Annotated in this window: 12 protein-coding genes; 6 read left to right on the top strand and 6 right to left on the bottom strand. The window is 53.4% G+C overall.

From position 1 onward, the window contains the following. Nucleotides 1-2 precede the first annotated feature (2 nt). Nucleotides 3-1,604: an isocitrate lyase gene (locus AC14IB_RS05965; RefSeq protein WP_484231019.1), complete on the bottom strand. Its 1,602-nt coding sequence runs from the start codon at nt 1,602-1,604 to the stop codon at nt 3-5. Nucleotides 1,605-1,733: 129 nt separating this feature from the next. Between AC14IB_RS05965 and AC14IB_RS05960 the strand changes: the two genes are divergently transcribed. From AC14IB_RS05960 to AC14IB_RS05950, 3 genes are all read left to right on the top strand, one after another. Beyond that, a complete protein-coding gene (locus tag AC14IB_RS05960) occupies nt 1,734-2,738 on the top strand; it encodes a LysR family transcriptional regulator (protein ID WP_068860677.1) in 1,005 nt (334 codons plus the stop codon). 100 nt (nt 2,739-2,838) lie between these two features. Further along, entirely contained in the window at nt 2,839-5,010 is a 2,172-nt protein-coding gene (locus tag AC14IB_RS05955; protein ID WP_484231018.1) for a malate synthase G, read from the top strand. 78 nt (nt 5,011-5,088) lie between these two features. Further along, the gene (locus tag AC14IB_RS05950; RefSeq protein WP_484231017.1) at nt 5,089-5,970 is read left to right on the top strand and encodes a Dyp-type peroxidase; all 882 of its coding nucleotides are present in this window, start codon (nt 5,089-5,091) and stop codon (nt 5,968-5,970) included. Nucleotides 5,971-6,018: 48 nt separating this feature from the next. Here the strand turns inward: AC14IB_RS05950 and AC14IB_RS05945 are convergent, their stop codons facing one another. Further along, nucleotides 6,019-7,410, bottom strand: coding sequence for a fatty acid desaturase (locus tag AC14IB_RS05945; protein WP_484231016.1), 1,392 nt, complete (start codon nt 7,408-7,410; stop codon nt 6,019-6,021). A 143-nt stretch (nt 7,411-7,553) separates the two neighbouring features. Here AC14IB_RS05945 and AC14IB_RS05940 point away from each other — a divergent pair, with 143 nt between their 5' ends. Both AC14IB_RS05940 and AC14IB_RS05935 read left to right on the top strand, forming a co-directional pair. Continuing rightward, entirely contained in the window at nt 7,554-8,495 is a 942-nt protein-coding gene (locus AC14IB_RS05940) for a cupin domain-containing protein (protein ID WP_484231015.1), read from the top strand. Between the two features lie 133 nt (nt 8,496-8,628). After that, nucleotides 8,629-10,275, top strand: coding sequence for an AMP-binding protein (locus AC14IB_RS05935; protein ID WP_484231014.1), 1,647 nt, complete (start codon nt 8,629-8,631; stop codon nt 10,273-10,275). 98 nt (nt 10,276-10,373) lie between these two features. Here the strand turns inward: AC14IB_RS05935 and infA are convergent, their stop codons facing one another. The 4 genes from infA to trxB all read right to left on the bottom strand — a co-directional run bounded on the left by infA (nt 10,374) and on the right by trxB (nt 13,136). Continuing rightward, a complete protein-coding gene (gene infA / locus AC14IB_RS05930) occupies nt 10,374-10,592 on the bottom strand; it encodes a translation initiation factor IF-1 (protein WP_068859314.1) in 219 nt (72 codons plus the stop codon). A gap of 121 nt (nt 10,593-10,713) precedes the next feature. Then, nucleotides 10,714-11,418 (bottom strand): arginyltransferase, encoded by a 705-nt coding sequence (locus AC14IB_RS05925; protein WP_484231013.1) that lies wholly within the window; start codon nt 11,416-11,418, stop codon nt 10,714-10,716. After that, nucleotides 11,405-12,142, bottom strand: a complete 738-nt coding sequence (aat, locus tag AC14IB_RS05920) for a leucyl/phenylalanyl-tRNA--protein transferase (protein ID WP_484231012.1) — start codon at nt 12,140-12,142, stop codon at nt 11,405-11,407. The genes AC14IB_RS05925 and aat overlap by 14 nt, the downstream gene beginning before the upstream one ends. Before the next feature lie 40 nt (nt 12,143-12,182). Beyond that, nucleotides 12,183-13,136, bottom strand: coding sequence for a thioredoxin-disulfide reductase (gene trxB, locus AC14IB_RS05915; protein WP_484231011.1), 954 nt, complete (start codon nt 13,134-13,136; stop codon nt 12,183-12,185). A gap of 109 nt (nt 13,137-13,245) precedes the next feature. On the opposite strand from trxB, the gene AC14IB_RS05910 reads away from it, so the two are divergent. Then, a partial coding sequence (locus tag AC14IB_RS05910) for a DNA translocase FtsK (protein ID WP_484231010.1) occupies nt 13,246-14,727 on the top strand: 1,482 nt, incomplete at its 3' end.

Raw genomic sequence — 14,727 nt, 5'->3', positions numbered from 1 at the left:
GATTAGCCGCCGAACTGGTTCATGGTGTTTTTCGATGCATCGCCGGCTTTCAGCGCGTTGTCACCGGCAAACATTTCCTTGTGGTCATCACCAATGTCCGAACCGGCCATAGCTTGGTGCTTAACGCAAGCAATACCTTCACGGATTTCTTTGCGCTGTACGCCACCCACGTAGGCCAGCATGCCTTGGTCGCCGAAGTAGCCCTTGGCCAATTCGTGAGTCGACAGAGCGGCTGTGTGGTAGGTTGGCAGTGTGATCAGGTGATGGAATACACCGGCTTCACGGGCTGCGTCAGCCTGGAACGTGCGGATCATTTCATCAGCGATCTTCGACAGCTCGGTGTTGTCGTAGTCAACGCTCATCAACTTGGCGCGATCGTAAGCTGATACATCCTTGCCTTCAGCCTTCAAGCGGTCAAAAGCCTGTTGACGGAAGTTCAGAGTCCAGTTGAACGATGGGCTGTTGTTATAAACCAGCTTGGCGTTTGGAACGATTTCTTTAACACGGTTAACCATGTGGGCGATTTCCGCAACGTTTGGCGTTGGAGTTTCGATCCACAGCATGTCCGCGCCGTTTTGCAGCGAAGTAACGCAGTCCAGAACCACACGATCAATTTGTGTGCCTTCACGGAACTGGTACAGGCCAGAAGCCAAGCGAGTTGGGCGATGCAGCTTGCCATCACGCTTGATCAAGATTTCATCATCAGCAGCTTCGGAGATGTCGATTTCTTTGGTGTCGAGATAGCTGATGTACTGCGAAGCCAGGTCGCCCTTCTGCTTGGAGACAGGGATTTTCTGGGTCAGATCAGCACCTTCGGAGTCGGTACGGGCAACAATAACGCCCTCGTCAATGCCGAGCTCCAAGAATGCCAAACGCACAGCGTTGATCTTCGCGAGGAAGTCTTCGTGTGGAACAGTAACTTTACCGGCTTGGTGACCGCACTGCTTAGCGTCGGACACTTGGTTTTCGATCTGGATTGCGCAGGCGCCAGCTTCGATCATCTTTTTGGTCAGCAGGTAAGTAGCTTCTTCGTTACCGAAACCAGCATCGATGTCGGCAATGATAGGCACAACGTGCGTTTCGAAGCCGTTGATCTTGGCTTCGATTTCAGCGGCCTTGGCGCTGTCACCCGCGTCTTCTGCCTTCTGCAGAGCACGGAACAGGTCGTTCAGTTCGCGGGCATCGGCCTGACGTAAGAAGGTGTAGATTTCTTCGATCAGTGCAGGTACCGACGTCTTTTCGTGCATGGACTGGTCGGGCAGTGGGCCGAAGTCCGAGCGCAGAGCAGCAACCATCCAACCGGACAGGTAGATGTACTTCTTCGAGGTGGTGCCAAAGTACTTCTTATTGGCAATCATCTTCTGCTGAGCGATGAAACCGTGCCAGCAACCCAGGGACTGGGTGTACTTGCTGGAATCAGCATCGTACTCGGCCATGTCTTTACGCATGATGGCGGCGGTGTACTTGGCGATGTCCAGACCGGTGCGGAAGCGGTTCTGCACGATCATGCGAGCAGCGTCTTCTGGGTGGATGGCACCCCAGGTGCCACCGAGCTTGGCCTTAACGGCGCGAACGTGTTCCAACGCAGACTTGTATGTAGTCATGACGATTTCCTGTTCAGGGTTAGATGGTGCCAGCACGCTCGAAAGCAGGTATTGGCAGAAAGCTCGCGCAGTCTACGATCTGTGGCATAATTTTCAAAATATATAACCATGATTGTCGGTATTCATTCTATGAATCTTGAGAGGGTCGATCTCAATTTGCTGGTCTATTTAGATGTGCTGTTGCGAGAGCAAAGTGTGACGCGCGCTGCCGCACAGCTAGGCATCACCCAACCGGCAATGTCTAATGGTCTCAAGCGCTTACGTGAACTCTTCAATGATCCGTTGATGATCCGCTCAAGCACGGGCATGGCACCTACCGAGCGTGCATTGGAGCTGGCGCCATTGGTCAGGCAGGCCTTATCTGCCGTGACTGAAATTATGGAACCTAAGCAAGAATTCCGACCACTAACCTCTAAACGTGTGTTTCGCATCATGACCTCGGACTATGCCGAGGCCACGCTGATGCCGGCACTCGTGAAAGCGTTACGCTCCGAAGCGCCGGATGTGGTGCTCGACTTTCTCACGCCATCCGATGTGAGTATTCAAGACATTGAGCAAGGCAAGATAGACCTTGCGATTAACCGTTTTAATGAAATACCTCAATCATTTCATCAGGTTACACTTTGGTCGGATAGCTTTTCTTGCCTCTTAAATCGAAGTAATCCTGCGGCTGTACGTTTCAATTTGAAGAGCTATTTAGAGTCCCAGCATATTTGGGTTTCCAAAACCGGCATGGGCATTGGCTTTGGCATGAACCCTGATCGCGGCGGTATGGGGCAAATTGATGCCGCGCTAGAGCGTATCGGTCAGCGTCGTCGTATCACCATTTATACGCGGCACTATCAAATGCCGGCCTTGGTGGCTCATAAAGCGGATTTAATTGCCACTTTACCCACGCGTATTGCGCGTTTGCAAAGCGATCACCCTCAACTGGTGGTGAAAGAGCCGCCATTTTTTATTCCGGAATTCGAGTTAAAGATGGCTTGGGGTGCTTTGTTGCATCACAGCCCCGCGCATCGCTGGCTACGTCAATTGATTTTGTATGTGGCACGACAGATTACCGAGCAGGAAAAGCGTGACGAAGAAAAGGCCAATTGGGTGCCTAGGCGACGTACACGCATTGATCGGGAATGACCAGCGTTAAAGTTTTCGCTAGACTACCACCACTTTTTACATCCCCTTCGTCAGCCAATGGTTGGCGCAACCCTTTTACGCATCAACGAGGCAAATGCACATGACTGAGCAGCGCATTCAACACGGCGATTTGGCTATCGCTAAATCGCTTTTTGATCTGGTTAACAACGAGGTTGCCCCAGGCACAGGTGTAGAGCCTAAGCATTTCTGGGATCAGTTCGAGCAGATCATGGCTGACCTCATGCCGAAGAACCAAGCTCTGTTGGTTAAGCGTGATGCGATTCAGGCCAAAATTGATGCCTGGCATCAAGCTAATCGCAATGCCGATTTTGCAGCCTACAAGACTTTCTTGACGAATATTGGCTACTTGGTTCCGGAAGGGGCTGATTTCGCCGTAAGCCCTGACAATGTGGATGATGAAATTGCCACGATTGCAGGGCCTCAGCTCGTTGTGCCAGTTAAAAACGCTCGCTATGCCCTGAACGCGGCCAATGCGCGCTGGGGTTCGCTGTATGACGCGCTTTACGGTACCGATGCTATATCGGAAGAAGGCGGCGCAGAAAAGGGCAAGGGCTACAACCCGGTCCGCGGCAACAAGGTCATTGCTTTCGCCCGTAATTTCTTGGACCAATCGGCGCCATTGGCTTCTGGCTCGCACCTAGACAGCACAGCCTATGCCATCGTTGGCGGCCAGCTTCAGGTCACCTTGAGTTCGGGCGCAACGGTTGCGTTAGCGCAACCAGAGAAGTTCGTGGGTTACACGGGCGACATTACAAACCCAACTAGCATTTTGTTAAAAAACAATAATTTGCATGCCGAAATTCAGTTTGATCGTGAGCACCCAATTGGCAAGACGGATGCGGCTGGCATCAAAGATGTGAACTTAGAGTCTGCCATTACCGCCATTCAAGATTGTGAAGACTCGGTTGCGGCCGTAGATGCTGAAGACAAAGTCGAGGTTTACGGCAATTGGCTGGGCCTCATGAAGGGCACTCTGACTGAGTCCTTTGAGAAGGGCGGCAAGACCTTAACGCGTTCGCTCAATGGCGACCGTACATTCAAAGCGCCTAACGGCGGTGAGTTCACGCTCCATGGTCGTGCGCTGCTGCTGGTGCGTAACGTTGGCCACCTCATGACTAACCCGGCTGTTTTGTACAAAGGCCAGGAAGTGCCTGAAGGCATCATGGACTGCATGGTGACCGTTCTGGCGGCTAAGCACGACCTGCTCAAGGTCAATAAGCTGTCCAACTCGCGTACGGGATCGGTCTATATCGTTAAACCGAAAATGCACGGTCCAGAAGAAGTGGCTTTTGCTAACGAGATCTTTGGTCGCGTGGAAGATGCACTGGGTCTGGCCCGCAACACGTTGAAAATGGGCATCATGGACGAAGAGCGTCGTACCACGGTGAACCTGAAGGAGTGCATCCGTGCGGCTAAAGAGCGTGTGATCTTCATCAATACCGGCTTCCTCGACCGTACCGGCGATGAAATGCACACCTCGATGGAAGCTGGCGCGATGGTGCGCAAGGCCGACATGAAGACATCCAAGTGGATCGCCGCCTACGAGAACTGGAACGTCGATATTGGCCTGGCCTGTGGTCTGCAAGGCAAAGCTCAAATTGGTAAGGGCATGTGGGCAATGCCGGACCTAATGAAGGGTATGTTGGAGCAGAAAATTGCTCATCCTAAGGCCGGTGCTAACACCGCGTGGGTGCCGTCGCCGACAGGCGCAACCCTGCACGCCACGCACTACCACCAGGTCTTGGTGCAGGACATTCAGAATCAGCTGAAGTCGCGTCCACGCGCTTCTCTGGACGACATTCTGACTTATCCCGTCGCGGCTAATCCAAGCTGGACAGCGGAAGAGATCAAAAACGAGCTCGATAACAACTGCCAAGGCATCCTCGGTTATGTTGTGCGCTGGATCGACCAAGGCGTGGGTTGCTCTAAGGTGCCAGACATCAACAACATTGGCCTCATGGAAGACCGTGCAACGCTTCGTATCTCCAGCCAGCACGTGGCTAATTGGCTGCGTCACGGCATTTGCACGAAGGCCCAAGTCGTTGAAGCCATGCAGCGCATGGCTGCGGTTGTGGATGCGCAAAATGCCACTGACCCGCTCTACACCCCCATGGCACCTAACTTTGATGACAGCGTGGCCTACCAAGCTGCAGCTGAACTGGTCTTTGAGGGTTGTGCACAGCCTAACGGCTACACAGAGCCTGTGCTGCATCGTCGCCGCCGCGAATTGAAGGCTAAGCTCGCGGGTTAATGCTATTGATGCACTAAAAAAGCCGCCAGCCTAGCTTTAGGTTTGGCGGCTTTTTTATGCTTAAAACAAGGAGATACTGTGCAACTCATTCAGAAAGGTATACTTCAAGAGGTCCCTGGCCACGGTATCTATGTGAGCTATCTGCTGTCGGAGGCAGGAGCCGCTGCGGAGGCCTTGCGCGCAATTCAGAACTCCGCAGATGGCGAAAGCTGTGTTGTCGGACTAGGGGCTTCGCTGGTGGCTGCACTCGGTCATTCGGTGCCGGGCTTACGAGAGGGTTTTTCAATACCCCATGCGCTGGTGCCGCTCCCCCAACAGCCCATAGCGCTTTGGCTGTGGTTACGCGGAGATGATCGTGGCGCCTTGCTTCTCGCAGAACGAGTCTGGACGCAGCGCCTTAAGCCCGCGTTTCAGCGCCATCAGCGCATAGAAGCCTTTCGTTTTGAAGATGGCCGCGACTTAACCGGCTACAAAGATGGCACAGAAAATCCAGAGGGCGAGCTGGCATTGGCGGCCGCCTGTGTTGATGCTGTAACTCCTGATTTAGCGGGTTCCAGTTTTGCCGCTATTCAGCAGTGGCAGCATCAGTTCGATCGTTTTGAGGCAATGACCAGCGAAGCTCAAGATCACGCCATAGGTCGCAGACGCAGCGATGATGAAGAGCTAGACGAAGCACCAGAGTCTGCACATGTGAAACGAACTGCGCAGGAGGATTTCGAGCCCGAGGCGTTTGTACTCAGACGTTCCATGCCGTGGTCGGCTGGCAGTCAGGCTGGGTTAATGTTTGTCGCCTTCGGCCATTCGTTTAATGCGTTTGAGGCTCAACTGACGCGTATGTCGGGCGCTGAGGACGGCATTATCGATGCCTTATTTGGCTTTAGTCAGCCGCTTAACACGCACTATGTGTGGTGCCCTGCGATGCTCAATGAGCGTCTGGATCTAAGGATTTTGGGTCTTTAGGCGGGGAGGTCCCGTGCTTGTCAGCCACGGGACTTTACCTCTACTGCGTTACTGATTTAGCGCAACAAAGTCGACTTTTTCTCGAACGGCACAGTCAGGACAGGGCCAAGTATCGGGAATCTTGCTCCACAAGGTGCCCGCAGGGAAGCCTTCCTTAGGGCAGCCCGTGCGTTCATCGTAGATGTAGCCACAATCGGAGCATTGAAAACGGGCATGGCCATCGGTAACCATGTTGGATGGAGCGCCTTCAGGGATCGGCTCCATTTCCGCACGATTCTCCAACTGCGCGCGGTTCAGCGCCGAGTTCAGTATTTGCTCGCGCTTGGCGGGCAAAATATTCGCTTTGCTCAGATCGCCCTTGTAGTGCTTGGCCACCAGCGGGTCCATCTGACGAAACCAGAGTGCCGGAATGTACGCCGGGATCAGCATGGATGCGTAGCCAGACGGCAGCTGCGGGCTTTCCTCGAAGTGGCGCAGTGCTTGGAAGCTACGTGTGGGGTGAGCATGGTGATCACTATGGCGCTGTAGCTGGTACAGCACGAGATTGGTAATGATGTGGTTGCTGTTCCAGGAATGCTCAGGCATGCAGCGCACAAAGCGACCATCCGGACCTTTTTGACGCAGCAAACCATAGTGCTCAATGTAATTGATCACTTCCAGCAGGGACGCACCATAGAAAGCTTGTAACAGTAAGAACGGCAGCGCTGCCCATCCCAAGATAGCGGTAAGCAGACCGAAGAAAACCACCGTCATGGCCCAGGCCTGCAGGTTGTCGTTATCTAAAGACCATGTTTTTTTGCCCAAGCGTCCAAGGCGCTCACCTTCAATTTTCCACGCTGAAAGGACACTGCCAATCATGGTGCGGGGTAGAAATTGCCAGAAAGTTTCGCCCATCTTGGAGCTGGCAGGATCTTCAGGGGTCGCCACATTTTTATGATGGCCGCGAACATGTTCGGCATAAAAATGGCCATACGCCACAGGTGCTAAGGTGACCTTCGCCATCCAGCGCCCCATTTCGTCACGCTTATGCGACAACTCATGCGCCGTGTTAATGGCAATGCCGTTGATGGCTCCGACAGACAATATGAGGCCGATGTATTCAAACAGGCTCAAATCATGATTTACCGCGATCCATGCCCCCCAAATCGTTAAGATGAATTGCGACGGGATGTAGGCATAGACCACGAATCGGTAGTAGCTGTCTGACTCAAGGTGCGCCACGGCTGATTCAGGCGGGTTACTGGCGTCCGAGCCAATGATGCGATCCATCAGGGGAATCAGGCCGTAGACCAAAATTGGGCCACCCCAGAGCGCTAAACTGATGCCGGTAAATTCATAAAGCCCCAAAATTAACAGCCCGAAAACGGGCAGCATGGGGCTTAACAGCCAAAGATAGCGTTTGCTATCCACCCAAGGCGTATTGAACGTCGTCGTGGTCATGTGGGTCTCTCCTGACATCATGATTATTTCAACAACGGGCAGAGTCCGTTGTTTTTCCAGTGACCGTATCATTGTTCAATGTTAAGGTTGCTGTCTGGAACAAAAAGCCATGATTTTCTATCAAAACGCCGGAACCAGACGAAATGCAGGACTTTCTCAGCATTATTTTTGACGATTTACACCTGACCGATGCGGAATATTTCTTTGTTTCGGCGTCGGATGCCTGGGCGTTTGGTGTGAATTTACCCAATCGTTCAATTTTCCACGCCGTCTTGCAAGGGGAGGCTATTGTTGCTGTAGGCGATGAACGGTTTCACCTGTGTGCTGGCGACTTGCTTATCGTGCCGACGGGCTCGGCTCATAGCCTTCATGCGCTAGGCGGCATGGAAAACACGCAAGTAGACATTAGTGAGCAATTTGGTCGATCGCGTGAAACGCCCATTTGTTTAGGGCAAGGTGATTTGTCCGCGTTTATTTTGACAGCCGGCTGTCGTTTTGATGCTGAACTGGGTCAACCACTCATGTCGGCTTTGCCATCAGCAATCCCGATTCTGGGAGTGCAAAAAAGTACGCCAGAGTGGTTACGCATTGGTATTGAGTTTCTCTTGCAAGAAACGCGGGAGCGTCGACCCGGCCATCAAAGCATTCTTAATAGGCTTGGGGATATTTGGTTTGTGGAAGTATTGCGTACCTATATTGAGAGCTTGCCTGAGGGCAATGACTCTTGGTTGCGTGCGTTAAAAGATCCTGCCTTAGCCTTAGTTCTGAGTGCGATTCACAAGCATCCAGGGCGAGCTTGGACAGTACCGGCCTTAGCTCAGATGGCCTGTTTATCGCGTTCAGCGTTCGCGGATCGTTTTCAAAAAATTATGGGAAAGCCGCCACTCACCTATGTCAGTGAGCACCGAATGCGTGTTGCAGCATGGCAACTGAGGCATACGGGGCAGCCAATTTGTCATATTGGAGATGCCGTAGGCTATGCCTCTGAAACGGCCTTTGGGCAGGCCTTCAAACGTAGTTATGGTTTAGCCCCGAGTCGATATCGTGAACAAATGCGCCAACTTACCGCGAGTAATAGTGATTAGCGCTCGCCATACGCACGAGAGTTTTGGTATAAGAAAGCACTGCTTGACGCATCAGTCAGCTTCATAAAACAACGAAAAAGGTAGCCCTCTGATGAGCCGATATGCCTCTAGATCCACATTAGTCCATTGCTTCATGTTATGGGCAGAAACCAGCCCTAACACCGTCTATATGACGCAACCCTTGGATGGCGGAAAAACTCTTGAAATTACCTGGGGTGAAGCTGCTAATCAGGTGACTCGCGTTGCCAACTATCTAAAGTCTCTGAACTTGCCCGCACACAGCAGTATTGGTTTGTTGGGCCGTAACAGTGCCCATTGGATTCTGGCGGACCTGGCTGTTTGGATGGCCGGCCATGTCACCGTCCCACTTTATCCGACGCTGAATGCTGAATCTGCCGAATATATTTTGGAGCACTCAGAGTGCAAGCTGCTGTTCTTGGGCAAGCTCGATGGCAAGGCCGATGGTTGGAATGAGATCAAAACCATTCTGCCAGCGGACCTGCCGCTGATTAGCCTACCGTTGTCGCCACGCAGTGATGTTACGCAGTGGACAGACCTGATCGCCCAATATGAGCCGCTGGCAGAAGTGACCCTGCCAGACACCAGCGCCATGGCCACGATTGTGTACACCTCGGGCAGTACTGGCCGTCCCAAGGGCGTAATGCACAGCTTCGGCACCAAGTGTTCCGTCGCTAATGGTCTGCGCGACACCCATAAAGTGAACCGCGACGACCGTATGCTTTCCTATTTGCCCTTAGCCCACGTGGCCGAGCGTGCGGTAGTTGAAACGGCGTCTTTGTATTTCGGTTTTAAAGTCTACTTTGCCGACAGTCTGGCGACGTTCCAGCAAGATTTGCAACGCGCTCAGCCCACCATTTTCTTCTCGGTACCTCGCTTGTGGACCAAGTTCTATCTTGCGATTAACGAGAAGCTGCCGCCGTCCAAGCAGCGTATTCTGTTTAATATCCCCATTCTGTCGGGCGTGATTAAGCGCAAAATTCTGACCCAGCTTGGCCTAGACAAAGTGCGTTTGGCGATTACTGCTTCGGCGCCATTGCCGCCCAATATCCTGCAGTGGTACCGCAATATCGGCCTAGAGCTTCTTGATGTTTACGGCATGACCGAAAACTACGGTTACTCGCACGGCTCACGTCCTGGCGAAGTCCGTGTGGGTTATGTGGGTCACACCAATCCAGGCGTTGAACACCGCATTGCCGATACCGGTGAAGTGCAAGTGAAGAGCCCGGGTCAAATGATGGGCTACTACAAAGCGCCGGAGAAAACGGCCGAAGACATGACGGATGATGGCTATCTGAAGACAGGTGATCGTGGTGAGATTGATGAGCAGGGTCGTCTGCGCATTACTGGCCGTGTCAAAGAGCTGTTCAAAACCTCAAAAGGCAAGTACGTCGCCCCGGTACCGATTGAGCAAAAGCTCAATGTGCATCCGAAGGTAGAGGTTATTTGCGTCACGGGCCCAACTCAGCCGCAACCCTTTGCTCTGTTTATGTTGTCTTTAGATGCCAGTGCTGAATTGGCCGATGGCCGCTTGGATAAAAACACCTTAAGCAGTGAGTTTGAAGCGCTGTTGAAGACCGTGAATGCCACGCTCGAAGATCACGAACAGTTAGATTATGTTGTCGTGGTGAAAGATCAGTGGACCATGGAAAATGGCTTCTTAACGCCGACCATGAAAATCAAACGCAATGTGGTTGAAGAGCGTTACTTGCCGCATGCCGACGAGTGGGTCGCCATGCGTAAGCGGGTTATTTGGGAGTAATCCCGGATAACCCTAACGGGACGCAAATAAAAAGGGCCGATAATTCGGCCCTTTTTGTTGGTCTCGCTTTTTTTAAATCACAAGAGCGACGACGCAGCTTAGCGCACGCGGTAAGTGATACGACCTTTGCTTAGGTCATATGGCGTCATTTCAACCTTAACTTGGTCACCCGTGAGGATGCGGATGTAATGCTTGCGCATTTTTCCGGAAATGTGAGCGATCACGACATGACCATTTTCCAGCTTCACGCGAAACATGGTGTTCGGCAGGGTGTCAACGACGACACCATCAAACTCAATCTGTTCTTCTTTCGACATGCAGCAAAGGCCTCGGCGGCAAATAATCAGTAGAGCAGGCAGCAAGCCCGCAAAGCCGGCGCATTGTGCCCGAAAAGCATCGCGCTGGCAAAGCCTGCTTTAACGAGCCGATAAATGGGCATTAACGAGCGAGCAACCACTCACCCTCAATTAATAACTCTAATGGCCTAAATTGGGTTTTGTAGCGCATGCGCTCCGCTTGTCTGACCCAATAGCCTAAATACAAATAGGGCAGGTTGCGTCGTTGGGTTTCCTTAATCTGCCAAAGAATGGCGAAGGTGCCTAAGCTGCGGTAAGTCTCTAAGGGGTCATAAAACGTATACACCGCTGATAAGCCGTGACTGAGCTCATCGGTCACCGCCAGCGCGAATAAACGCTCGCCACGGCGAAACTCTACAAAAATCGTATTGGCCCATTCGCAGGTAAGAAACTCACGATACTGGCGCGGCGTGGGAGGGTACATATCCCCATCCCGATGTCGTGCCGCGATATAGCGAGCGTAGAGCGCGTAATGTTCGTCATTCCATTCCGCTGCAACGCAATGCACGCTCAAGTCTTGGTTACGCAACCATGCGCGCTGTTGGTTGCGCTTGGGCTGAAACGTTTGAACCGGAACGCGTACGGAAATACAGGCCTGACAGCCCTGGCACTGGGGCCGGTACACATAGTGACCGCTGCGACGGAAGCCCATGTCGGAGAGCTGACTGTAGGTGTAGGCCGTCATGTCGGCTTCTGGGTCGGCAAATAAGGTGATGGCCTCTCGGCCACTGATATAACTGCACACATGCGGCGAGGTGGTATAGAAGCGCAGTTCACTGGCAGACATGGCGGCTCACGGGAAAGTTTACGCTAGCAAGTACCTGATTCGCGTCCTGCCAATTAAAGCTCGGTCGGTCGCGCACGCTGGCAAGGTGCTCGAGGTAGCTTACGCGGGAAATCAAACGCGCGCCTAAGCTCATGAGGTGAGGATTTTCAAATTGGGCGTCAATGAGTTGCCAGCCCGCATGAACCCCGATTTGGGTGAGTGCCCAATACGCAATTTTAGAGGCATCGGTTTTGGTGCTGAACATGGACTCACCACAAAATAGCGCACCCACTTCAACGCCATATAAGCCGCCCACTAACTCACCCTCAAACCAGACCTCGATACTGTGTGCATGGCCTTGGCGGTGGAGACTGCTATAGCTCTTGATGATATCGATGCTAATCCACGTGTCATCGGCATAGACTCTTGGTGCAGCACAGGCCGTAATGACGGCTTCAAAGGCTTGATTCACGGTGACCATCCAGCCGGGTTTATTCAGTGATTTTTTGAGACTGCGGCTCGCACTGAATTGAGCGGGGTAAATGACACAACGCGGATCTGGCGACCACCAGAGTATGGGGTCAGCCTCAGAGAACCAAGGGAAAATTCCCTGTCGGTAGGCGGCCAGCAGTCGCTTAGGCGACAGGTCGCCCCCCGCGGCAAGCAAGCCGTCTGGGTCATTCAGTGCTTGCAATGGCGAGGGGAAACTCAGGCTGGCGTCTAGCCAAGGAAGTTGAATCGCCATACCTGAGTGTCCACACTAGAGGTTAATCATGATGACTGGTTTAATGACCCAGAGCATCCAGATACTTCTCAGCATCTAGCGCCGCCATACAGCCAGCTCCTGCAGAGGTAATGGCTTGACGGTAGATGTGGTCAGCAATATCGCCTGCGGCAAAAACGCCTGGAGTACTGGTGGCCGTGGCATTGCCTTCGCTACCGCTCCTAACCTTAAGGTAGCCGTTTTTCATGTCGAGTTGGCCAGCAAAGATATCGGAGTTGGGCTTGTGGCCAATCGCGATGAAAATACCGGCCACCGGCACGGTCTGATCTGCGCCACCGGTGGTGGATGCCAGCAGTGCGCCGGTCACACCGGAGTCATCGCCCAACACTTCTTTTAGGCTGTGATTCCAGATAATCGTGATTTTTCCGGCTTTTTCTTTCTCAAACAAATGATCTTGCAGGATCTTCTCGGACTTGAGCTTGTCGCGGCGATGCACCAGCGTGACATGCTCAGCAATGTTGGATAGGTACAGCGCTTCCTCAACGGCCGTGTTGCCACCGCCCACGACCATGACGCGTTGGCCACGATAGAAAAAGCCGTCACAGGTTGCGCAGGCGCTGATGCCACGGCCCATAAATGCAGTTTCAGACTCGAGGCCCAGATACTGAGCCGAGGCGCCCGTCGCAATGATGAGTGCATCGCAGGTGTATTCCGCGCTGTCACCCTTAAGAACAAAGGGGCGTTGGTCAAGTTTCACCGCATTGATGTGATCAAACACTACTTGTGTGCCAAAGCGTTCAGCATGCGCTTGCATACGCTCCATCAGCGCAGGACCGGTTAGGCCGTGGGCATCGCCGGGCCAGTTGTCGACTTCAGTAGTGGTGGTGAGCTGGCCGCCAGACTGCATGCCGGTGATGACCACCGGTTGCAAATTTGCACGCGCTGCGTAAACAGCTGCGGTGTATCCGGCAGGGCCGGAACCCAAAATAATCAGGCGATGATGTACGCTGGCCATGACAACTCCGTTGTTAGGGTTAAAAGACTGGCAGAGAGTGTAGCAGAGGTCCTGTCATCTTCTGGACAGGTCGCTACAATGTCGCATCACATGATCTGGGAAAATTGCAGTGGCCGCGCCTGAACAAACTCAAGATCCTGCAACAACGACCAAACCAGGCCGTCTTGTTTTGCAGCGTATATTTTGGATCGTCTTGGCATGCTTTGTTGCCTTAAGCATCTATAGCCATGACGCCAATGACCCCGCGTGGACTCAGTGGGGTACCGGCCCCACGCTCAATGCGGCAGGTCAGTTTGGTGCTTATCTATCCGATATTTTGGGCTTCCTACTAGGCTATGTTGCCTATGCTGTACCGCTGTTGCTTTTCTGGCGGGTGGCCTTGTTTTGGTTTCAACCCAAGATTGAATTGAAGGGTTGGCAACAAGCGGCCGCCTGGACGGTGTCGCTCTTTTCATTGGCAGCCTTGTTAGCACTGCATCAATACCAGCCCGGCTATGGCTTAGATAATGGCGTGGGCGGTCTTCTCGGACGCACACTCGGCTTAGCCATGTGGCAAGCCACCGGCATCATTGGTGGCACATTAATTCTTGGCACTTTATTTGTGCTGACGTTTACCCTGGCCAGCGGCTTGTCTTGGCCTTGGCTGCTGGAGCGCTTAGGTCGTATTGTTTGGCAGTTAGCCGGCTGGGTGGGTGCAGTCTGTGCCAGCCTGTGGCAGCGTTGGACGGCCGGACGCACGCCGGCCTCTTCACTGCCCGCTAACTCAGAGCAGGGTGTGCGCCGGCAAGAGCCCGTCATGCGCGACTCTCTCAGTCAGCCAGCACCAAAGCCTGTGTTCACGCCACGTGTACCAGAGACTCAGGCAACACCGATGGAAACGCCACGGCCGAAACTGGACATCACGATTCAGCCCATTGCCGAGGTAAAGCCGGCGAAAAAGCCCGATGCTCAGCGTCAACTCTTCGCTCCGCCACCGGGCGAGGGCAGCTTGCCTGCCTTAGACCTGCTAGACCCCGCCGAACCTCGGGGCCGTCGGGGCTATACCCCTGAAGCCTTGGAGGCCATGTCGCGCCTGCTGGAAATCAAGCTTAAAGAGTTCAATGTCGACGCCGAAGTGGTTGCCGTACAACCGGGCCCTGTTATCACGCGCTTTGAGATTCAACCCGCTGCAGGGGTCAAGGTAGCGCGTATCACCAACATCGCTAAGGACTTGGCACGCGCCATGGCCATGGTTTCTGTGCGCGTGGTGGAAGTGATTCCAGGCAAATCGGTGGTGGGTATTGAAGTGCCGAACCAAGATCGTGAAATGGTTCGCCTATCCGAAATTCTGACATCACAGGCTTTTGAGTCCAAAACCAGCCCGTTGACCTTGGCCTTAGGTAAAGATATTGCGGGCAACCCCATTGTTGCTGACTTGGCGCGCATGCCGCATTTGCTGGTGGCCGGCACCACCGGCTCGGGCAAGTCCGTGGGCGTCAACGCCATGATCCTGTCCATGCTGTTCAAGGCCACGCCGGCCGAGCTGCGCCTGATCATGATCGACCCCAAGATGCTGGAGCTGTCGGTCTACGACAAGATTCCGCACCTGCTG

The organism is Perlucidibaca sp., assembly GCF_057084925.1.
Note: the sequence above shows the minus strand (reverse complement) of the source record. Positions and strands in the feature narration are given on the sequence as shown.